Raw genomic sequence first — 20,088 nt, forward strand, 5'->3', positions numbered from 1 at the left:
AGCCCGCGATTCTACGCGAAAGCCTTGCGGCGGTCATCTGTCGCAAGCTCGGGCAGGAGACGCGCGATCATCTCGCGGGTCAGCCGCGCGGTGAGCTGGGGCGACTCCATCGGATACAGGTGGGAGCCCTCGATCATGACCAGATTCCCGCCCACCAGCCTGCGGGTCGAGGCCATGCCGGCCTGGCGCAGTTCCTCCGAACGGGTGCCGGCCACGAAGCCGATCGGCAGCGGATAGGGCTTGCGCAGCACCTCGCCCATGTCGTGCGGCAGGCTGCTGTAGATGGCCGCCTCGACGTCGCGGTCGAAGCGCAGCTGCACGCCTTCCGGATGCGGCGCCAGGCCATGGTCCAGGTAGTCGTCCAGGGCGCCCGGCGCCCAGGCCTGGAAGATCGGCTTCGAGAGGAAGTGTTCGTAGGCGGCCGCGCGCGAAGGCCAGACATTGCGGCGGCGCTCGGCGATGCCGCCCGGGGACAGCTTGCGGCCCAGGCCCAGCGCTTTCGCGATCCGCCAGACGTGGGCGCGCCAGCCCGCCACCACCGGCGAATCCAGCATCACCACGCAGCGCGCCAGGTCCGGCCGGCGCCAGGCGGCCAGCATGCCGACCGCGCCGCCGAGCGAATGCCCGACCAGGATGGCCGGTTCGCTCATCGAATCGGCATAGCGCTCGAGCTGGGCGATCAGCTCGTCGATCAGCGCATGCCAGTTGTCGTCCACCGGATAGCGCGGATCGTGGCCCAGCATGTCGGTGGTGCGGACGTCGAAGTCGCGGCCCAGCTCCCCGAGCAGGCGCCCGTAGGAGCCCGACGGATAGCTGTTCCCGTGCGTGAAGTGCAGCAGAGGCTTGTTCATGCCGCCCATTGTAAGGGCATTGCCGCGGACTGGCTCCCGGCGCGCTTTCCGTTTAGAGGGAAACGCCTACAGGCGCCGCCAACATCAGGGACGTTCTTGCGGCGGCTGCGGACGGCGCTTGCGCATCTGCTCGCGCTGTTCGGGCGTCAGCACGGCAAGCATCTGGGCGTGGACGCGCGCCCGCAGCAGGGCCTGGGCGGCGATCGCCTGGCCGAGTTCGCGCGAGGCGGCATTCGCCCTGGCTTCATCGAACGGGACGGCGTCGCCGAGGGCGCGCAGGGCTTCGTGGGCGCGGCGCACCGCCTTTTCCTGCTGGCGGTGCTGCGGCGCGGCGGCGTGCCGGATCGCGAACACCTTGTCCTGCTGGGCTTCGGTCAGGCGCAGGCCACCGTGGTGGCCGAAACCGGGGCCGAATTCGTGGCCGCCCTCGTGGCCGAAGCCTGGACCGCCATCGTGGCCGCCACCGGGGCCGAAACCGGGGCCGACAGGGCCGCGGCCTTGCGCTTCGGGACCAGGACCAGGGCCGCGGCCTTCGCGGCCCTGGGCGGCGTCCTGGCCACCGTCAGCCGGAGGTGCTTCCAGCTGGCCGGCGGCGAAGGTGGTGGCACAGCAGGCCGCGAGCAGTGCGGCGGCGATGGTTTTGCGCGTCAGGTTCATGTCGTGCATCCTTGCGTGGTTGGGATGCCGCATTGTCGTGTGCGCATCTGTTAAGTGGTGTTAGGCCGGTGTAAAACGGCGTAAAGAGAATCGCTGGCCGGCTGCCCCATTTGCCGCCATTTGCTAAGATGCGAACATGACTCAAGTGCTGTTAATCGACGACGATACCGAACTGGTCGGGATGTTCACCGAATACCTGGAGCAGGAAGGCTTCCGGGTGGCCTGTGCCCACGATGGCGAAACCGGCGCGCGCGAAGCGCTCAGCGGCCAGTACGCCATCGTCATCCTCGACGTGATGATGCCGCGCGTGAACGGCATCGAGACCCTGCGCCGCATCCGCGCCGCCAGCCGCATCCCCGTGCTGATGCTGACCGGCCGCGGCGACGACGCCGACCGCATCCTTGGCCTCGAACTGGGCGCCGACGACTACGTGACCAAGCCCTGCACCCCGCGCGAGATGACGGCCCGCGTGCGTGCCATCCTGCGCCGCACCCAGGGCACCGGCACCGAGGGTTCCGGCATCACGCTGTCGGTCGGCAAACTGACCATGCTGCCCGAACAGCGCCGCGCCACCTGGGACGGCGTGCCGCTGGAACTGACCAGCACCGAATTCAACCTGCTCGAAGTCCTGGCCCGCAACGCCGGCCGCCCGGTCAGCAAGAACGACCTGTCCGAACAGGGCCTGGGCCGTCCGCTGGCCCGCTTCGACCGCAACATCGACGTCCACCTGAGCAGCCTGCGCCACAAACTGGGCACGCTGTCGGACGGCCGCTCCTGCCTGCAGACCGTCTACCGTCTCGGCTACCAGCTGATCCGCGAATAGCGATGGGCCGGCTGTTCTGGAAGTTCTTCCTGTCGATCCTGCTCGCGCAGGTGGCGGCCACGATCGGCATCGGCGGCACCGTATGGCTGCGCGACCAGGCCCGGCATCGCAACACCGAACCGACGCTGGACGTCGGCCCACCCGCCGTCATCATGTTGGACGCCGCCACCGCCACCCTGAGGTACGGCGGCATCGAGGGCCTGCGCGAGCTGGCCGCCAACAGCCGCCGCGTGCGCCTCTACGTACTTGACGAGCAGGGCCGGGAACTGCTCGGCCGCACGGTCCCGGTCAAACTGCGCGAGCAGGTCGAGCGCGACCTCTTGGCCGGCCCGCAGTCCCTGCATGCCGTCGCCCGACTGACCGCCCCGGACGGCCGCCGCTACCTGGCATTTGCGTCGCGGGTTCCTGGCCCCTATCCGGGCCTCGGCGGCGAGATGCCGAAGCCCGGGTTTGCCGGCGGCGCGGGCGCCGGGGCCGGGGCCGGCGTCGGCACCCCGCCCGGCCCGCGGATCGCCTCGCGCGACGCCGGCGGCTATGGCGCGGGCCGCGGCACCGGTCCCGGGCTCGGTCCCGGCCTCGGTCCACGTGGCCCGGGCAGCGGATTCGGCCTGCCGTCCGAGTTCGGACGCCACGTCGGCCGCTGGCTGCCGATCGTCGCCGCGACCCTGGCCAGCTTCCTGTTCGCCGCCCTCCTCGCCTGGTATTTCTCGCGCCCGATCCGCGCCCTGCGCGGCGCATTCGAGTCCGCCGCCGCCGGCGACCTCGCACCCAAGTTCGCCGAGACGAAAATGGCGGTCGGTGGCGACGAGCTGGCCGAACTGGGACAGGACTTCGACCGCATGAGCGCCCAGCTGCGCGCCCTGATGGAAGGCCAGCGCCGTTTGCTGCATGACGTCTCCCACGAACTGCGCTCGCCGCTCGCGCGCCTGCAGGCGGCGATCGGCCTGGCCCACCAGCAGCCGGAAAAGATCCGGGCCTCGCTCGACCGCATCGAACGCGAAAGCGTGCGCATGGACCGCCTGGTCGGCGAGCTGCTGACCCTGTCGCGCCTGGACGCGGCCAGCAAGCCGCCGGCGATGGAATCGGTCGACCTGGTCGAGATGGTCGACCAGATCGCGGACGACGCCCGCTTCGAAGCCGGCGCCCGCATCGACGTCGACGCACCGGTCCCGGTGACGGTGCGCGGCGCGCCCGACCTCCTGTGGAGCGCGGTCGAGAACATCGTGCGCAACGCCGTCAAGCACGGCGGCGCGGACGGCGCGGTCGACGTCGCCCTGCACCCCGAGGACCGCTCGGTGCACATCGAAGTGCTGGACCGCGGCCCCGGCATCGCCGAGGAAGACATGGGCAGGATCTTCGATCCCTTTTTCCGTTCGAATCCGTCGCAGAACAACGTCGACGGCCACGGCCTGGGCCTGGCGATCGCCAAGCGCGTGGTCGAGACCCATGGCGGCCGGATCACGGCGGCCAACCGCGCCGGTGGGGGTTTGCGGGTGACGATTACCCTGCCGCGCGAGGCTTGAGCCAGCGCGGCCGGGCCTGCCGGCGGCAGTCATCCCGCAATGCCACGGATGCATTGGACCGCTATTTGGCGCAAAGGCCAAGACCTCAAATAACCATCTTGTTGGCGGTTGCGATGGCGGACAAGAAGGTCGCAGCAACGCCGAACTGAACCAAGCCAATAAGCAAAATCCCGTCGATCACGGCCGCCCTTCTTCTCGAAGCGAATCCTAGTTTGGCGCGGAATTTATGCGATGCCGCCTTATCTATCAACCTGACGCCGCGACGAAATCTGATCATTGGGGCAAATCGATCCATCAAGAGCGTGACGTTCGCCCAACCTGCCATCAAAGCGATTATCACAAATATAAAGAAAATAAGCGTCGGGGTCGTATTCGAAAAATCAAGCCTTGTGAAATCCAGCTTACTCCCGACTAAGAATGCTAACGATAACAACAGGATCTGCGGCGTAAGATTACGCAAAAACTCGAGGAAAGCCGCTCGCCCCTCTTTAAGCAAATACACCTTAATACCTCCCTGAAAACCGTAGTCAGTAATCCGCAATTGTTTCCTTATGGAAATCAATAATAGCGTCATGTGGCGAAAACTCAAACGCCATCATTTGAATCCCGTGGCCATGCAGTCCTGCCAACCCGAACGAGACAGCCGGTAAGAATCAGCCCATCAAGGTCGGGTGTACCAGTAGCGTGCATGCCCGAACCGGTATTGCTGGTATCCGAGATCGTCGCCGAACTCCAGGGTGACGGCGCCCTGCTCGTCGGTCCGCAGACGCTCGATGCCGAGCTGGCCGTAGCGCTCGAACACTTCCTTTTTGGGATGCTTGTAGCGGTTGCGCCAGCCCACCTGGAACACCCCCACGCCCGGCCGCACGGCCGCCAGGAAGGCCGCCGTCGACGAGGTGCCGCTGCCGTGGTGCGGCGCCAGCAGCACATCGGCGCGCAGCTTCGGCGCGTTTGCCGAGACCAACGCTGCTTCCTGGGCCGCCTCGATATCGCCGGCCAGCAGGATGGCCGTGCGCCCGTTCGTGATCCTCAGCGCACAGCTGCGCGCATTCGCCTTCGGCTTCGGATCCGCGTAGATCGACGCCGGCGGATGCAGCATCTCGAAGCGCACCCCATCCCACTCCCACTGCTGGCCCGCCGTGCAGCGCAGGTGGCGCCGCGCCGCGCGCACGATGGCATGGCCGTCTTCCAGCGACGAGGCCACCCAGCCAACCCGCTGTTCGCCCAGCACCGCAAGTGCGCCGCCGGTGTGATCGAGGTCGCCGTGACTGACCACCACGCCGTCGAGCGCGCCGATGCCGCGCATGCGCAGATAAGGCAGCAGCACGCGGCTGCCGGCATCCGCGCCGGGCGCATAGCCGGGGCCGGTGTCGTACAGCAGGCGGTGGCCGGCCGTCTCGACCAGCAGCGCCATACCCTGGCCGACGTCGAAGGCGACGACCCGGAAGCGCCCTGGCGCCGGATGCTCGGGCAACTGCAGCAGCAGCGGCAGCCAGGCCGCGGCGCCCGCCCAGCGGTGCGGCCAGCCACGCGGCATCAGCATCCACAGCGTGCCGCCGAGGGCCAACAGGAAGACCCAGGGCTGGGGCGCCGGCGCGCGCCAGACGGCCGCGGGCAGCGCGGCTAGCTGGCCGAGGACGAAAGCCAGTCCCGCCACCGCCGCGTGCGCAGTCACCAGCAAGCAGCCGGACAAGGGCGCGGGCAGCAGGCTGCCCAGCAGCGCCAGCGGCGTCACGACAAAACTCACCAGCGGGATCGCCACCGCATTCGCCAGCGGGCTGACCAGCGACACCTGGCCGAACAGCAGCATGGTCAACGGCACCAGTCCCAAGGTGACCGACCACTGGGTGCGACCGGCCAGCGCCAGCTTGTCCCTCAGCCCGGTCTCATGCGCCGCTATCCTGCCGTGGCCGCCGAACAGGATCACCGCCACCGCGCCGAACGACAGCCAGAACCCCGGCCACAGGACGGCCCAGGGATCGAGCAGCAAGACCACGCCGAGCGCCGCACACAGCACGTGGGTGACGCTGGACAGTCTTCCCACCCACAAGGCCAGCGCCACCACCGTCAGCATGTAGAGCGTGCGCTGGGCCGGCACACCGAAGCCGGCCAGCAGCACGTACAACAGCGCGACCAGCGCACCGCTCAAGGCGGCGACTTTTTGCGCCGGCAGCCGCAAGGGCAGCTGGGCGCCGGTGAAGAAGGAGCGCCGCCACAGGCTCGAGACGGCCAGCGCCGCCAGCCCGGCAATCATCGTGATGTGCAAGCCCGAGATGGAAATCAGGTGGCCGATGCCGGTGCGGTTGAAGACCTGCCAGTCCGACTGGTCGATGCCGCGCTGGTCGCCGATCACCAGCGCGACGATCACCCCGGCGTACTGCCGCCCCTCGAGCGCGCGGAGGATCCGTTCGCGCAGCAGGGCGCGGCCGCGCTCGACCAGGGTGCCGAAGCGCGGCACGAAGGCGTCCAGGCGGGCGTTGCCATCGTCGGCGCGCACATAGCCGGTGGCGCGCAGGCCCTGCTCCAGCAGCCAGGCTTCGTAGTCGAAGCCGCCAGGATTGGCGTTGCCGTGGGGGCGCTGCAAGCGGACAGTCAGACGCCAGCGTTCGCCGGGCATCAGTGCCGCGGGCAGCTTCGCTTCGCCGCGGCGATCAGCGTACCACGACAGTGCGATGCGCGGCGGGACGGTGACGCCCGGCGTTTCCGTGCGCTCGACCTGGAGGTTGAAGCGCAAGCCTTGCTCGAAGCGGTATGGAAGGCTGTCGACGATGCCGACGATGGCGAGGTCGCGGCCTTCGTCATCGGCGGACAGCCGGGGAGCCAGCGCGTGGTAGGCCACCAGAGCGGCCCAGGCGTAGCCGAGCAGCGTGGCGGCGATGACAGCGGCGCCGGCCTTTCCCGCATCATTGCCGACGCTTCCGGGGCGTTTCGCCAGCGCGATCAGTGCGCCCAGTGCCATGACGCCCGCGCCGCAGGCGCACAGCACGGCGATGGATGGGAGCTCGGCGGAGGATTGCAGTACCAGCACGCCGGTTGTGAAACCCAGGATGGCGCTGCGCATCGCGGATCTCGTGGACGGGTGATCAGGGCGCGACAGGCGGCCGCGGATCTGCTGGACGGGGATTCGAGCGGGGGCTGGTCGTGTCCGGGTTCCGGAGGCGGATGCTGGAGGCGATGCGATCCCATAGTGCCAGCATTGCGTCTTCGTGCAGGATCGTGTCGACCGGTGTGCCGCCTGGCGTGGCACTTTTAGCGGTCTGAAGCTCCAATGATAAATACGGAAGCAGCAAGTCACCCTCGATGCCATTAATCGAGCGTTGACGTTCACGCAGTTTATTCATGCGTAACAGAACATCCTCCAACATCCCATCCGAACCGCCCGAAGCAGTGTTACGGGCTGCAATCTCAGCCTCACCGATCTGTCCGGTTGCCCAGCCTCCTATCCAAGCGAGTACTGACAGCAAAACGACGAGTTGTAGCCATCGGCGCATACCGGACTTCTCCCTATATGCCTGTTAATCCCACCGCAAAAGGTGCCCGGCACTCAAACCAATGCCGGGGGCTCGCCAGGAGGCATACTATCCGGCGGTGAAGGCGCGGTCCGTGGCTCGTTTGGGAACTCGGAATGCCGCATGAGCTGCCATGCACTTCGGCGTTGGATCGCTTCAGGCCCGGCAGATTTCCCAAATACGCCCGCTGGAACTTGGAAGCTTGCTGCCGGCAGTAGAGTGCCTCGTTGGAACCAGCGTGTTCCGTCCAGAGCGTGCAACTCCTCGCAGCGCCACCAGCCACTGGCGGGACAGGCATCGCCGGTTCGGACATACGTTCCGAGCGCGATTTGATGATCATCACTGACAGACAACTGCGTTACCGATGCGGGCAACATTGCAGGTACCAGGGTCACCGCGGTCGTGCGCCGCGGGTTTAGTCGTTTATCGACCAAAGTCCATGCTGTGGGGCTTGGAATCTCGACACGCGGCTGAACTCGCTTAACCTTCTGCCAAAGCGTCTGACGCGCTAACAACAATACCTGCGGCATTCGGCCCCCCTTGCGGAGGTACTGCACTTGACCACCGTGCACGTCGACGCCAGGGCCACCCCCGGAGCAGCGCCACCAGCCTGACTGTGGGCATATTTCGCCAGCCGTGACCACCGCCCCCAATTTGGGTCCTGTTGGCTCACGGGGTGAACTCGACCGCGGGGGCGGGCCACCCTTCCGCAGTCGAAGGCTGGACGCGATGCTGTCCCACAGAACGAGCACAGCGTCTTCATGCAAACTCGACCCCGGTGGCGGAGAACTGGGACGCACATTGATTCCGGCCTGGGCTTGCAGAGACAAGAATGGCAACGACACATCACCCTCCGCGCCTCGCGTCTCCCAACTGAGCGTATAGGTTGTAGTGAAGTTGAACTCCCGTATCCGCTCTACCACTTCCTCGCCCGCCAGACTATTGATGCTGCGTTGCTCGGAGCGCAACTTGGTCACCCGTAGCATTTCATCTGCACTAGCGTTCGCATCCACAAGTGCGCTGCGCGCGAGCAAGCCTGGGCCGGAGCGGCCACCGGCGACGCTAAGCAGGGTTAATACGAGATCGGCATGATCAGGCATGCTTAGGTGCATTGCTACCTGCTCGTTTTTATGTGACGGCAAGGGCTCCACAAACACTGCACGCCAGATACAAAAGCCAGGTGTGGCCGGAATTTCGTCTTCACCACGGAGTCGAAGCTGCGCCATCAACGATTCAGCCTCGCGTGCGCTGTCTTCCCCGGTTGATGTTGCGGAAAGCGAAAAGCTCAGCCCTCCAATATGTCCATGGGTCTCAACAGAAACGGATTCAAGATTGACTCGGCGATCCCCTTCCATCAAATACCCACGGCTGCGCCCAAAAATGAAAGTGCGCCCGACAACGCCAGGGACGCGCAGGTCCCTTGCCTCGATCATGCCCCCTTCCAATCCAGGTTTGGTATCGCCTCCATGTGCTTCGATTTCGGCCTCGCGTTGCGCGATCCGCTGACGAAATTCGGTCTCGCTTTCCTCGATCGTCTCAATTGCGAATCCATGAATCCGTTCATGGGAGAGGCTAATTTCCGAGCGATCCGGCACGTCGATTAGGTAGCGGCCGACACATACCGTCTTCATCTTTTCCGTCATTTGTGCTACCTCGGATCTGTCACGCATGCTGCGGACCTGACTAGCGGCCCAGCTTCCGGCACAGGCAAGGGCTGCCAGCAGAACGATAAGTTCCCGCCACCCGCGTTTCCTTATTCGCGTCATGGCAACTTCTGTAAATGCTTGACGTTGAAATGATTGGACGCCAACCTACTTACCGTGGCTTCATGCGCGTCGTCGTGCGACATCTCAATATTGCCGAGTTGGATGCACACGAACTTCATGGCATCTCCTGGACCATCTTTACGACGAGGTGCTGGGCCAACAACAGAACGGTCTCGTTCCTGAATGCTTCCTGGTGGTCGAACCCGCGCATCTCGAAAATTTGTCGGACCTTACCCCGAGGTCCTCCCCCGGACTGAGGTGGTACCGTGCCGTCGCCGGCAATGTCCTGACGTGCTGGCACAACATCCAACACGGTCTTGCCTTCGACCTTGATACGGCGACCCACGGTCTCCCGGTATCCCGTCAGGCTTGCCCCGCGAAGATTGGCCTCGGTGAAAACGGCGCCTGCGCCCGGATCCCGCGCTACCCAGCGTACCGCCCCGAAGGACATGTGTGACGGATCGGCGCCGTAGAAGACGTAGGTGTTCGGATGATAATAGGTATCTAGTACTTCCCGGTGGAAATGCTCGGCAATACTTATCGATTTCTTGATCTGATCCTTGACTCCAGCCTCTCCAATATATTTCCCAGCGGGATCGGCCAGCTCAGGATCAATCAGCCGATACCAGGATTGTGTGTCGCGGTATAGATCAAATGGATTTCCAACTGGCAGATGTAGCACGTCGCGCGGCACATCCTTATTGTTGATTTTGCTTAGCAGACATACGTGCAGCCAAGGACGCGGATACAGGTGATTTGGCAGAAGTTGCAGTGGGCCGGGCGCGAGCGCCATGACAGGCATGGTCAGCTTCGGCTGACTGCCCAGGATGTCCGCTACCAGCTCAGCCTTGGTATTATCGATGACGTCATTGCTTGGGCTCCAGATTTCGGTACCGCAGGCTATTCTGCGGTAACACGCAGGCGCTCCAAGCGCCGGCATGACGCCATGGATGAGGCCAAGGATCTGGTCAGGAATTTGTTTCGCACATGCACGTGCGACAAGCCCGCCCATCGAGTGCGTGATCAGGATGACTTTCGTGCAGTCGCGCTTCTTGTTTCTCCAGAATTTGATCGTCTCCTCGATACGATTGCGTAGTCGAAGCGCAGACTCTTCACAAGATTCAAGCCAGTTGTAGCCACAGGCATATACCGGAAAAAAATATTCCGCGTGTTTCTCCAGCTCCTTTTCTGTAATACGCTCAATGGTGCGCACACCCCATTTTGCGGGATCGGAAGCCATCACTTGTTTCCAATGGCGGCACAGCACCCTTGCGTTGTCTACCACACCGATTTCGAAGGTGTGGTTCAACCCGACATCTAGACCATACAAAAGGTCGCCATAGGATCCCCAATGGATTTCGCCCCAGTGCCGGTCATGCACCTCCTTTTCAGACATCCCGTAGTTCCGCGCTTCGGGCGGCAAATGAATTCCTCCGTCGTCATCGACTTCGAGAGTTTCCCCATCGAGAATGTTTTGGCGAACGATCGCGTCGAGCCTCCGCCAGGTACGTGCAGTGGCAAGCCCCTCGATCGGGCCATTCGGTGCGCGCCAAGCCGACTCACCTGGATTCAGCACCTTGTTTCGCTGCTTTCCCTTCTTTTTCGCCCGCAAATTCGTTCCCATAATCCCCGGCACCACAATCACCGGCACCACCTTCGACGGCGGCATCGTAAACAAGCCCCTGGTCTTGAGCGCCGTCGGCGTCAGCACCGCGCGGCCGGTCCAGCTGCCGTCCGGCTGGGGGACGAGGTTCGGCAATGGGCGGGTCGGGTCTGGCATGCGCGCTCCGTGTGAGGTAATGGATCCGGCTCAGGCGGCCGGACCGTCGTCTTCTGGAAGGTAGGCCATGTCCACGCCTGCGATCATTTCTCCGATCAGCAGCGAAGTCCGGCCTTGGTCGTCGGTGCGTCCGGTCACGGTGCGGCCGTTTTCGAAGGTCGCGCGGTAGCGCTGGTTCGGGATCGGCTCGCCGGTCTGCAGGTGGCGCAGGACCAGGTATTCATCGGTGTGCAGGTGCGCGGTCGGCAGATTCAGGTCCTTCGGGCTGGCGCTGCCGGGGCCGTAGTAGGCGAATTCGGAACCCTTGTGGATCTGCTGGCCGCTGCTCTGGTGCGTGATCTTGCCGTCGACCCAGTCGGTGGTGGCGCCCGGCGCGATGATCTTCACGGCCGGCGCCTCCAGTTCGATGCGTTCGGCGGCGATCAGGCTGATGCGGCCGGACGACTTGATCTGGATGTTGCCCAGGTGGGTCTGGAGCACGATATCGCCGCGCCCCGCGCCCAGCTTCATGCCCATCTCGTGGGCGAACAGGCTCAGGCCGCGGGCGGCGCGCAAGAAGATGTTGCGGCCGGTCGAGATCTCGGCATCGCCGGCGCTCACCACGTCGACCTTGCTGGCCGCGCCGAGCGCCAGGTTGTCGCTGCTGGCGACGATCGCGCCGGCCGGGGCGCTGGCGGCGACGATGGCCGCACCGCCGCCGGCGCCGCCCTCGGCGACGTTGCTGCCCTCGTGCCAGCGCTTGAGCTTCTCGACCAGCGCGGCCAGGCGCTGCTGCGAGGGCTCGTCTTCGTTGTGCACGGCCGCCAGCTTGCCGACCTCGTCGAGGATGCCCTGCATGACCTCGGCCAGCCCGACCAGGCCGGCGCGCCCGAGCTGGCCGGTGGAACCGCCCTCGCCCGGTTCGGCGCTGATCAGCACGCCTTGCGCGCCGCGCACCGCCACCGACAGCTCGCTGCGCAGTTCCGCACCCTCGCCGCGCGGTTCGGCGGCGCCGTGGTCGCGCGGCTGGGTCATCCAGCCCAGGTTGAGTTCCGAGGCGCCATGGTCGCTGCCCAGCTGGGCGCTGATCTGGCCGCGGGTATCGTCGAAGCGCAGCTGGTTGCCACGGGCGCCGCCGATTTCGCGGCTGCGGGCGCCGGACAGGTAGCGATTGCCCGGCAGGGTGCCCGCGCCGTTGAAGGCCGGCGGCGCCGAGCGCTGGTTGTACAGTTGGGCGAGGATGATGGGGCGGTCCGGATCGCCGCCCAGGAAGGCCACCAGCACCTCGGTGCCGACGCGCGGCAGGTGGACGTCGCCGGACTGGTGCTGGCTGCCGCTGCCGTTGCCGGCCCAGTTGGAGGCCACTCTCACCCAGGCGGAGTCCGCGGGCCCGCCGGAGGCACCGGCGCCGCGCGCATGCGCGTGGTCGGCGGCGCGCATGCCGGGAAAGCGGATCTTCACGCGGCCGAGGACGTCGCAATGCACGTCCTCGTTCGGCGGACCGACCACGATCGCGCTTTGCAACTGCGGATGCGGCAGGTCGCTGCGCGGGTCGAAGGCGGGCACGATGGGGATGCCGCGCCGGACCGCGCTGAAGGCAATCCGCACGCGGCCGCCGCCTTCCGCCGCGGACGCGGGAGCCACCGTGCCGAGCAGCGAAGACACCGGCGCGGCCAGCTCGCGCGGCAGGTTGTTGTCGGCCACCACCCGCAGTTCGGTGATGACGAAGTCGCGCTCGGGCGCCGGGTGGGTGTCGATCTCGGGGTGGTCTTCCAGCGAAAAGTACTGGCCGGCGCAGAAGTCGCGCACGCTGCCCTCGCCGTGGAAGCACTTCGATTCGAATTCGTGGCGGCTCATGCGCACGTGGCCGAGGCGCCAGTGGTCTTCGACGTCGTTGCCGGCATGCGGCATCTCGATCAGGTAGTCATCCAGTGTGGCGGCGAGCTGGTTGCCGCTCGGGCCCTGGTCGGCCATGCTGCGCGCGCTGGCCGTCATGAATTGGCCGCCGGCCGGGTTCTTGTAGTCCCAGCTGTGGCGAGTCGTGACGCCGGGCTGCAGGCGACGCGCAGCGGTCCAGGAAGTCACGGTGTCGCGGCCGTCGGCGATGCCGTCGCGGTGGTAGCGCACGCTGCCGGCGGCATTGCGCGGCAGGCTGGTGGCGTCGCTGAACAGCAGCAGCGTGTGGGCCGGCGTGCGGTCGTGGGTAGGGTCGACCGCGGTGTTGCGGCTGCGTCCCGGGCGGAAGACCCAGGCAATGCCGCGACGCTTGAGCAGGCGGCGCACGAAGGCGGCGTCGGATTCGTTGTGCTGCATGGTCTGTTCGCGCGGCGGATAGTCGCGCTTGTCGATCAGCGGGTCGATTTCCAGTTCGAAGGCGTTCGCCAGCACGGTGTTCGAGTGGCGCCATTCGTCGCACAGGATCTGCACGATCTCCAGCTCGTTCTGGTAGCGGAACACGCGGCTGTTGCTGCGCTTTTCCATGACCGCGAAGACGTCGCGCAGCACCAGCTCGTAGGCCGCCAGGGCGCCGTCGGAGTCGCCGGCGCGCGCCTCGGTGACCAGGCCGCAGACGCTGCGCAACTGGCCGCGGTCGGTGACGAACTGGATCTCGGCCGGCAGCGCGATCAGTTCCTTGAGCGGCAGGTGCGGGCTGCCGGCCAGGCAGGCGACGCGGTACTCGATACCGCCGCAGACCGCCTCGCTGCCCACCACCCGCTGCGGCAGCAGGATGTCCTCGGCGAGCTGGCCGCCGTGCGCGAGGCGCAGGCGCAGGGGGCGATGGGCCGTGCTCAGGGACTTCTCGTACTGCAGCATCCGCAGGAACTCGCTCGCGCTCTCCACCGTCTCTCCTCCATGCGTGCCGTCGTGCCGCCGAAGCACACATTCTTCCACGGTGCGTGGAGCAAACATTGCAATGCGTCATACGCTTCGGGGCGGCTCCGGACGGAACTTCATCCGGCCGGAATGGTCGTGGCAGCGTGAACGCGGAAGCCGGCGCGGGCGACGGCGCGTCCGCCGCGCCTCCCGGTTGCGGCGGACGGCACCCTGCATGCGGAATGGGTGGGGAAGCGCGCGATTAGACGATCTTCAAGACGCGAGCAGCGATTCCAGGCGTGGAATCGCGCCCAGCGCGCTGCGCCAGGTCGCCGCGCCGACCTCGGAGTCGGGCACGCCGCGCAGCTCGGCCAGCATGCGGCCGATCGCCGGCAGCTCCTCGGGGCTGTTGCGGCCGGGGTGGATCCAGCTTGGGGCGATGTCGGGCGCATCGGTCTCGAGCACGATGGCGTCCAGCGGCAGCCCGGCCGCCAGACGCCGGATCTGCAGCGCGCGCGTAAACGTCATGGCGCCGCCGAAGCCGAGGCGGAAGCCCAGGTCGATGAAGTTCTGCGCCTGCTGGAAGCTGCCGTTGAAGGCGTGGGCAATGCCGCCGTTCGGCCTGATCTGGCGGACGTGCTTGAGCACCTGGTCCTGCGAGCGGCGCACGTGGGTCAGCGCCGGCAGGCCGAGGTCGCGCGCGATGCGCAGCTGCTCGCGCAGGAACAGCTCCTGCTTCTCGCGCATGGCCGGCTCGCACAGCATGGGAATGAAGAAGTCCAGGCCGATTTCGCCGATGGCGACGAAGCGCGGGTCCGCCATCGCTTCCTCGGCCAGGCGGCGCAGCAGCACCAGATCTTCCTCGGTCGCCCGCGGCACATGGATCGGATGGATGCCGAGCGCGTAGCTGGCGTTCGGGGCGGCATGGGCCAGCTTGCGGACGATCTCGAAATTGCCGCGTTCAACGGCCGGGATCACGATCATCGACACCCCGGCCTGGCCCGCGCGCGCCGCGACCTGCACGGACTCGTCGCCGAACTCGTGGGCGTCGAGGTGGCAGTGGGTGTCGATCCACATGGCGGCTCAGGCCTGTCCGGCCTGCAGTCCGTGCTCGGTCAGGCGCAGCACGCGGTCGCAGCGGCGCGCCAGTTCCGGATCGTGGGTCACGATCACGAAGGCGGTGCCGAGGGTGCGCGAGAGTTCCAGCATCAGGTCGAAGATGGTTTCGGCGGTGTTGTGGTCGAGGTTCCCGGTCGGCTCGTCGGCCAGCACGCAGGCCGGTTCGGTGACGAGGGCGCGCGCCAGGGCCACGCGCTGGCGTTCGCCGCCCGAGAGTTCGCCCGGACGGTGGATGGCGCGCTTGGCCAGGCCGACCCTGGCCAGCATGGCTTCCGCGCGCGCCACCGCCTCCTCGCGCTTCACGCGGCGGATCAGGAGCGGCATGGCGACGTTGTCCAGCGCCGAGAATTCCGGCAGCAGGTGATGGAACTGGTAGACGAAGCCGAGCGAAGCATTGCGCAGCTCGCCGCGCCGGGTTTCCGACAGCGTGGCGAAGTCCTCGCCCTGCAGCACCACCGCGCCGCCGCTCGGGGTATCGAGGCCGCCGAGGATGTGCAGCAGGGTCGACTTGCCGGAACCGGAGGCGCCGACGATGGCCACGCGTTCGCCGCGGCCGATGGAAAAATCGATATTGTCCAGCACCCGCACGGCGTAGTCGCCTTCGCGGAAGGTCTTGCCGACGCCGCGGCAGGACAGGACCGGCGTGCCGGCAGTGTTCATGGTATTGCTCATTTCTGTTCGCATGTCATTCATAGCGCAGGGCCTCCGCGGGCTTCACGCGCGACGCCGACCAGCTCGGATACAGGGTCGCCACGAAAGCCAGCAGCACCGACACGCCGCCGATCTTGAAAACGTCCGGCCAGCGCATATCCGAGGGGATCTCGCTGATCAGGTAGATATCCTTGGACAGGAACTGGATCCCGAACAGGTGTTCGATGAAGGGCACGATCACGTCGATGTTCAGGGCCACCAGCACCCCCAGCGCGACGCCGGCGATGGTGCCCAGGATGCCGACCAGCGCGCCCTGGATCATGAAGATCTTCATGATCGAGCGCGGCGAGGAGCCGAGCGTGCGCAGGATGGCGATGTCGGGCTGCTTGTCGGTCACCGTCATCACCAGGGTCGAGACCAGGTTGAACGCGGCCACTGCGATGATCAGGGTCAGGATGATGAACATCATCCGCTTTTCGGTCTGTACGGCGGCGAACCAGTTGGCGTTCAGCTTGGACCAGTCGCGCATGACGAGGTCGCCAGGCATCGATTTCTTGAGTTCCGCCGCCACCCGAGGCGCCTGGTGCATGTCGGCGATGCGCAGGCGCAGGCCCATCGGCGCCTGCAGACGCTCCATGCGCTCGGCGTCCTGCAGGTGGACGAAGGCCATCGCCGAATCGAATTCGTAATGGCCGGCCTCGAAGATGCCGGCCACCGTGAAGCTGCGGGTGCGCGGCACCATGCCGGCCGGGGTGGTCTGGGCCTGGGCCAGCATCATGGTGACCTTGTCGCCGACGCCGACGCCGAGCGAGCGCGCCAGCACATAGCCCAGCACGATGTTGAACTCGCCCGGACGCAGGTTCTGCAGGCTGCCCTGGCGGACCTGCTTGCCGACGCTTGATACCTTGTACTCTTCTTCCGGCAGGATGCCGCGGATGGCCGCCGGCTTCATAACCTCGTCGCGCACCAGCAGGCCCTGGGTCTCGACGAAGGGTGCGGCGCCGCGCACGGCCGGGTTGCGGAAGGCTTGCTGCTCTTCCTGGCGCCAGTCGGGCATGCTGCCGCTGGCGTCGAAGACCTCGATGTGGGCCAGCACCGACAGCATGCGGTCCGTCACTTCCTTCTGGAAGCCATTCATCACCGACAGCACCACGATCAGCGCGGCCACCCCGAGGGCGATACCGGACACCGAAATCAGCGAAATAAAGGAGATAAAACTGTTCCGGCCGCTGCGCTTGCCGGCCCGCGTGTAGCGCAGGCCGACCAGCCATTCGTAGGGCAATTTGTGGATGATGCTCATGGGCTCCATGATAAACGCTGCTCGAGGCCCGCAGTGTGCCATACAAAGCTCATCCATGTGAGGGCTTGTCACGATTGAAATAAAGATTTCCGGCTGGCCGCTGTTCTCGCGGACCGTCCATTTGTCCTACAATACGCCATGGCCCACATATCGCTCGTCCTGCCGTTCGCCCTCCCCGTTCCCGAATTCGCGCCCGACCTGATCCGCGCCCTCGAGGCCCCGGCTCTGGCGGCGCTGTTGTCGCGCTCATCCAGCCAAACGTTCCGCCCGCTGGAGGGCAGCGCGCGCGTGCTGCCGCACGAACTCTGGATCGCGCGCAGCCTCGGCCTGGCCAACGGCACCGCGCCCGGCTTCGCCACCAGCAGCATGCGCGGCTACGGCCTCGATCCGGGCGACGGCACCTGGTTCATCGTGAACCCGGCCCACATCCAGATCGCCCACAGCCACCTGATGATGGGCGACACGCGCCGGCTCGACCTGCGCGAGGATGAAGCGCGCGGCCTGTTCGACAGCGCGCGCGCCTGCTGCGAGGACGCCGGCCATGCGCTGCTGTACGGCGCGCCCGACACCTGGTTCCTGCGCGCCGACACCTGGGACGGCATCCAGACCGCCAGCCCGGACGCCGCGGTCGGCATGAACCTGACCGATTGGGTGCCGGCCGGACAACAGGCGCGCGCCTTCCGCAAGCTGCAGAACGAAGTCCAGGTCAGCTGGTACACCGACCCGGTCAACGCCGCCCGCGAAGCGCGCGGCCAGGCGCCGATCAATTCGATCTGGCCCTGGGGCGCGTCCAGCATGGCGGGCGAGCATGCCTTGAAGCTGGTTGCGCGCGCCGCCGGCAAGCTGGCGCCCCAGCCGGCGGTCGCCACCTACGCCACGCCGGGCTGGCTGACTGCCCTGGCCGACCAGCGCCTCGACAGCCTGGGCGGCATCGGCGGCCTGATCGCCGCCGGCGATGCCGATGGGGGTGCCGACAAGGGCCGCCTGCTGGTCTGCGGCAACGCCGCCGCGGCGGCGATCGCGGCCGACTGGCACGCCTGGCTGCAGGAAATGCACACCCTCGAGCAGACGCTGTTCGCGCCCCTGCTGGCGGCCCTCAAGCAGGGTCGTATCAAGTCCTTGCGGCTGGTGCTGAGCCACCGCGACGGCCACCTGGAAACCACGACCACACCGATGGCCCAGCGCAAATTCTGGCGCCGTCCGACCTTGGAACCCCTGAAGAAGTGAAGACCCGTATCTCCACCCGTCCCTGCCCCGGCCGCCAGAGCGAGCTGCTGGCCCAGGGCGGGATCCATCCCGTCCTGGCCCGCGTGTACGCCGCGCGCGGCCTGTCCGACCCGCGCGAGCTGGCCAGCGAACTGCAGGCCCTGCTGCCGCCCGCCGCCCTGCTGCAGATCGATGCCGCCGCCGTGTATCTGGCCGACGCCATTCAGGGCCGGAAGAAGATGACCATCGTCGCCGACTACGACTGCGACGGCGCCACCGCCTGCGCCACCGCCCTGCGCGGCCTGCGCGCGATGGGGGCGCAGGTCGACTACATCGTGCCGAACCGTTTCGAGTACGGCTACGGACTGACGCCGGAAATCGTCGAGCTGACCGCGCGCGAAAAATCGCCCGACATCATCATCACCGTCGACAACGGCATCGCCAGCATCGACGGCGTCGAGGCGGCGCGTGCGCGCGGCATCGAAGTCGTGGTCACCGACCACCACCTGCCGGGCGACATGCTTCCCGACGCGCGCGTGATCGTGAACCCCAACCAGCCCGAATGCGGCTTCCCCAGCAAGCACCTGGCCGGGGTCGGGGTCGTGTTCTACGTGCTGCTGGCCCTGCGTGCCGAGCTGCGCAAGCGCGGCGTGTTCGACGCCGCTTCCCAGCCGAAGCTGGATTCCCTGCTCGACCTGGTCGCGCTGGGCACGGTGGCCGACGTCGTCAAACTCGACACCAATAACCGCATCCTGGTCGCCCAGGGTTTGAAACGCATGCGCGCGGGCCGCATGCATGCCGGCATCGCCGCACTGTTCCGCGTCGCCGGCCGCGAAGCGCGCTGCGCCTCGCCCTTCGACCTCGGCTTCGCCCTGGGTCCGCGCCTGAACGCCGCCGGCCGGCTGGAAGACATGTCGCTCGGGATCGAGTGCCTGGTGACGGACGATGAAGACCGCGCCTGGCAGATCGCCCAGCAGCTCAACGAGATCAACCTGAAGCGCCGCGAGATCGAGGCCGAGATGCAGGACACCGCCCTGCTCCACCTGGACGATTTCAGCCCGTCGGACGCCAGCACCATCGCCGTGTTCGACGACGGCTGGCACCAGGGCGTGATCGGCATCGTCGCCTCGCGCCTGAAGGAGAAGTTCTACCGCCCGACCATCACCTTCGCGCCGGCCGGCGACGGCTGGATCAAGGGATCCGGGCGCTCGATCCCGGGCTTCCACATGCGCGACGCGCTCGACCTCGTGTCCAAGCGCGTGCCGGGACTGATCGACAAGTTCGGCGGCCACGCGATGGCGGCCGGCCTGTCGATCCGGCATGAACACTTCGACACCTTCCGCGAAGCCTTCGAAGCCATCGGCCGCGCATGGCTCAGCGAAGCCCAGCTCGAGCGCGTGATCGAGACCGACGGTCCGCTGGAAGACGATTTTTATACCGTGCAGTTCATCGAGCTGGTGGACGCCCAGGTGTGGGGCCAGGGCTTCGCGCCGCCGGTGTTCTGCGACGAGTTCCGCGTGGTCAGCCAGCGCGTCCTCAAGGAAAAGCACCTCAAACTGCTGCTGGAGCGGAACGGCCGGCGCTATGACGCGATCTGGTTCGGCAATACCGCAGCCCTGGGCGAACGCGCGCGTGTGGCCTTCCGGCTCGACGCCAACGAGTACAACGGCGTGACCAAGGTGCAGCTGCTGGTCGAGCACGCCGAGCCGGTGTGAAGCTGAATCCGGACGAGGTCGAGTTCAGCGCGATCCGGGCCCAGGGCCCGGGCGGGCAGAACGTCAACAAGGTCTCCTGCGCCGTGCACGCGCGCTTCGACATCAAGGCCTCCTCGCTGCCGGACCATGTCAAGGAGCGCCTGCTGGCGATGCGCGACAGCCGCCTCACCGAGGACGGCGTGCTGGTGCTGAAAGCCCAGCAGTCGCGCAGCCTGGAAGCCAACAAGGAAGACGCGCTGCGGCGCCTGCAGGCGCTGATCGACAAGGCGGCCGTGGTGCAGGCGGTGCGGCGCCCGACCAGGCCGACGCGCTCATCCCAACGGCGCCGGCTGGACGAAAAGACCCGCAGCGGCCAGCTCAAGGCGCTGCGCGGCAAGGTCACCGACTAGACAAGC

16 protein-coding genes are annotated in these 20,088 nt (G+C 66.7%); 5 read left to right on the top strand and 11 right to left on the bottom strand.

The features are described 5' to 3' along the window. Positions 1–11: 11 nt before the first annotated feature. A complete protein-coding gene (locus AC1DOQ_RS06275; protein WP_477361295.1) occupies positions 12–851 on the bottom strand; it encodes an alpha/beta fold hydrolase in 840 nt (279 codons plus the stop codon). Positions 852–935: 84 nt separating this feature from the next. After that, the gene (locus AC1DOQ_RS06280; RefSeq protein ID WP_477361297.1) at positions 936–1,508 is read right to left on the bottom strand and encodes a Spy/CpxP family protein refolding chaperone; all 573 of its coding nucleotides are present in this window, start codon (positions 1,506–1,508) and stop codon (positions 936–938) included. A 136-nt stretch (positions 1,509–1,644) separates the two neighbouring features. On the opposite strand from AC1DOQ_RS06280, the gene AC1DOQ_RS06285 reads away from it, so the two are divergent. After that, a complete protein-coding gene (locus tag AC1DOQ_RS06285) occupies positions 1,645–2,331 on the top strand; it encodes a response regulator (protein WP_477361299.1) in 687 nt (228 codons plus the stop codon). A gap of 2 nt (positions 2,332–2,333) precedes the next feature. Continuing rightward, entirely contained in the window at positions 2,334–3,854 is a 1,521-nt protein-coding gene (locus AC1DOQ_RS06290; protein ID WP_477361301.1) for a sensor histidine kinase, read from the top strand. 85 nt (positions 3,855–3,939) lie between these two features. Here AC1DOQ_RS06290 and AC1DOQ_RS06295 read toward each other — a convergent pair whose 3' ends face one another. From AC1DOQ_RS06295 to AC1DOQ_RS06335, 9 genes are all read right to left on the bottom strand, one after another. Further along, on the bottom strand, positions 3,940–4,428 hold the full coding sequence (locus AC1DOQ_RS06295) for a hypothetical protein (RefSeq protein ID WP_477361303.1): 489 nt from the start codon (positions 4,426–4,428) through the stop codon (positions 3,940–3,942). A gap of 87 nt (positions 4,429–4,515) precedes the next feature. Further along, a complete protein-coding gene (locus AC1DOQ_RS06300; RefSeq protein WP_477361305.1) occupies positions 4,516–6,915 on the bottom strand; it encodes a DNA internalization-related competence protein ComEC/Rec2 in 2,400 nt (799 codons plus the stop codon). A 22-nt stretch (positions 6,916–6,937) separates the two neighbouring features. Further along, positions 6,938–7,195, bottom strand: coding sequence for a T6SS immunity protein Tli4 family protein (locus AC1DOQ_RS06305; RefSeq protein WP_477361307.1), 258 nt, complete (start codon positions 7,193–7,195; stop codon positions 6,938–6,940). Between the two features lie 203 nt (positions 7,196–7,398). Continuing rightward, on the bottom strand, positions 7,399–9,006 hold the full coding sequence (locus tag AC1DOQ_RS06310) for a T6SS immunity protein Tli4 family protein (RefSeq protein WP_477361309.1): 1,608 nt from the start codon (positions 9,004–9,006) through the stop codon (positions 7,399–7,401). A 238-nt stretch (positions 9,007–9,244) separates the two neighbouring features. After that, the gene (locus AC1DOQ_RS06315; protein ID WP_477361311.1) at positions 9,245–10,909 is read right to left on the bottom strand and encodes an esterase/lipase family protein; all 1,665 of its coding nucleotides are present in this window, start codon (positions 10,907–10,909) and stop codon (positions 9,245–9,247) included. 30 nt (positions 10,910–10,939) lie between these two features. Next, positions 10,940–13,729, bottom strand: coding sequence for a type VI secretion system Vgr family protein (locus tag AC1DOQ_RS06320; protein WP_477361313.1), 2,790 nt, complete (start codon positions 13,727–13,729; stop codon positions 10,940–10,942). Between the two features lie 246 nt (positions 13,730–13,975). After that, positions 13,976–14,779, bottom strand: a complete 804-nt coding sequence (locus AC1DOQ_RS06325) for a TatD family hydrolase (RefSeq protein ID WP_477361315.1) — start codon at positions 14,777–14,779, stop codon at positions 13,976–13,978. A 6-nt stretch (positions 14,780–14,785) separates the two neighbouring features. Next, positions 14,786–15,481, bottom strand: a complete 696-nt coding sequence (lolD, locus tag AC1DOQ_RS06330) for a lipoprotein-releasing ABC transporter ATP-binding protein LolD (protein WP_477361317.1) — start codon at positions 15,479–15,481, stop codon at positions 14,786–14,788. A gap of 25 nt (positions 15,482–15,506) precedes the next feature. Then, complete coding sequence (locus tag AC1DOQ_RS06335; protein ID WP_477361319.1) at positions 15,507–16,772, bottom strand: lipoprotein-releasing ABC transporter permease subunit; 1,266 nt, start codon at positions 16,770–16,772, stop codon at positions 15,507–15,509. Positions 16,773–16,910: 138 nt separating this feature from the next. On the opposite strand from AC1DOQ_RS06335, the gene AC1DOQ_RS06340 reads away from it, so the two are divergent. From AC1DOQ_RS06340 to arfB, 3 genes are read left to right on the top strand one after another with little or no spacing between them, the layout of a single operon-like run. Next, positions 16,911–17,999 (top strand): hypothetical protein, encoded by a 1,089-nt coding sequence (locus AC1DOQ_RS06340; protein ID WP_477361321.1) that lies wholly within the window; start codon positions 16,911–16,913, stop codon positions 17,997–17,999. Continuing rightward, a complete protein-coding gene (gene recJ / locus AC1DOQ_RS06345; protein WP_477361323.1) occupies positions 17,996–19,693 on the top strand; it encodes a single-stranded-DNA-specific exonuclease RecJ in 1,698 nt (565 codons plus the stop codon). Before AC1DOQ_RS06340 ends, recJ begins: the two co-directional genes overlap by 4 nt. Further along, a complete protein-coding gene (gene arfB, locus AC1DOQ_RS06350; protein WP_477361325.1) occupies positions 19,690–20,082 on the top strand; it encodes an alternative ribosome rescue aminoacyl-tRNA hydrolase ArfB in 393 nt (130 codons plus the stop codon). Before recJ ends, arfB begins: the two co-directional genes overlap by 4 nt. The last annotated feature ends 6 nt before the right edge of the window (positions 20,083–20,088 follow it).

The sequence above is a fragment of the Massilia sp. 01N417 genome (assembly GCF_056399645.1).

Coding starts and splice junctions, on each gene's coding strand:
- AC1DOQ_RS06275 (WP_477361295.1), bottom strand. CDS start 851: ATGAACAAGCCTCTGCTGCACTTCACGCACGGGAACAGCTATCCGTCG.
- AC1DOQ_RS06280 (WP_477361297.1), bottom strand. CDS start 1,508: ATGAACCTGACGCGCAAAACCATCGCCGCCGCACTGCTCGCGGCCTGC.
- AC1DOQ_RS06285 (WP_477361299.1), top strand. CDS start 1,645: ATGACTCAAGTGCTGTTAATCGACGACGATACCGAACTGGTCGGGATG.
- AC1DOQ_RS06290 (WP_477361301.1), top strand. CDS start 2,334: ATGGGCCGGCTGTTCTGGAAGTTCTTCCTGTCGATCCTGCTCGCGCAG.
- AC1DOQ_RS06295 (WP_477361303.1), bottom strand. CDS start 4,428: ATGACGCTATTATTGATTTCCATAAGGAAACAATTGCGGATTACTGAC.
- AC1DOQ_RS06300 (WP_477361305.1), bottom strand. CDS start 6,915: ATGCGCAGCGCCATCCTGGGTTTCACAACCGGCGTGCTGGTACTGCAA.
- AC1DOQ_RS06305 (WP_477361307.1), bottom strand. CDS start 7,195: ATGAATAAACTGCGTGAACGTCAACGCTCGATTAATGGCATCGAGGGT.
- AC1DOQ_RS06310 (WP_477361309.1), bottom strand. CDS start 9,006: ATGACGGAAAAGATGAAGACGGTATGTGTCGGCCGCTACCTAATCGAC.
- AC1DOQ_RS06315 (WP_477361311.1), bottom strand. CDS start 10,909: ATGCCAGACCCGACCCGCCCATTGCCGAACCTCGTCCCCCAGCCGGAC.
- AC1DOQ_RS06325 (WP_477361315.1), bottom strand. CDS start 14,779: ATGTGGATCGACACCCACTGCCACCTCGACGCCCACGAGTTCGGCGAC.
- lolD (WP_477361317.1), bottom strand. CDS start 15,481: ATGAACACTGCCGGCACGCCGGTCCTGTCCTGCCGCGGCGTCGGCAAG.
- AC1DOQ_RS06335 (WP_477361319.1), bottom strand. CDS start 16,772: ATGAGCATCATCCACAAATTGCCCTACGAATGGCTGGTCGGCCTGCGC.
- AC1DOQ_RS06340 (WP_477361321.1), top strand. CDS start 16,911: ATGGCCCACATATCGCTCGTCCTGCCGTTCGCCCTCCCCGTTCCCGAA.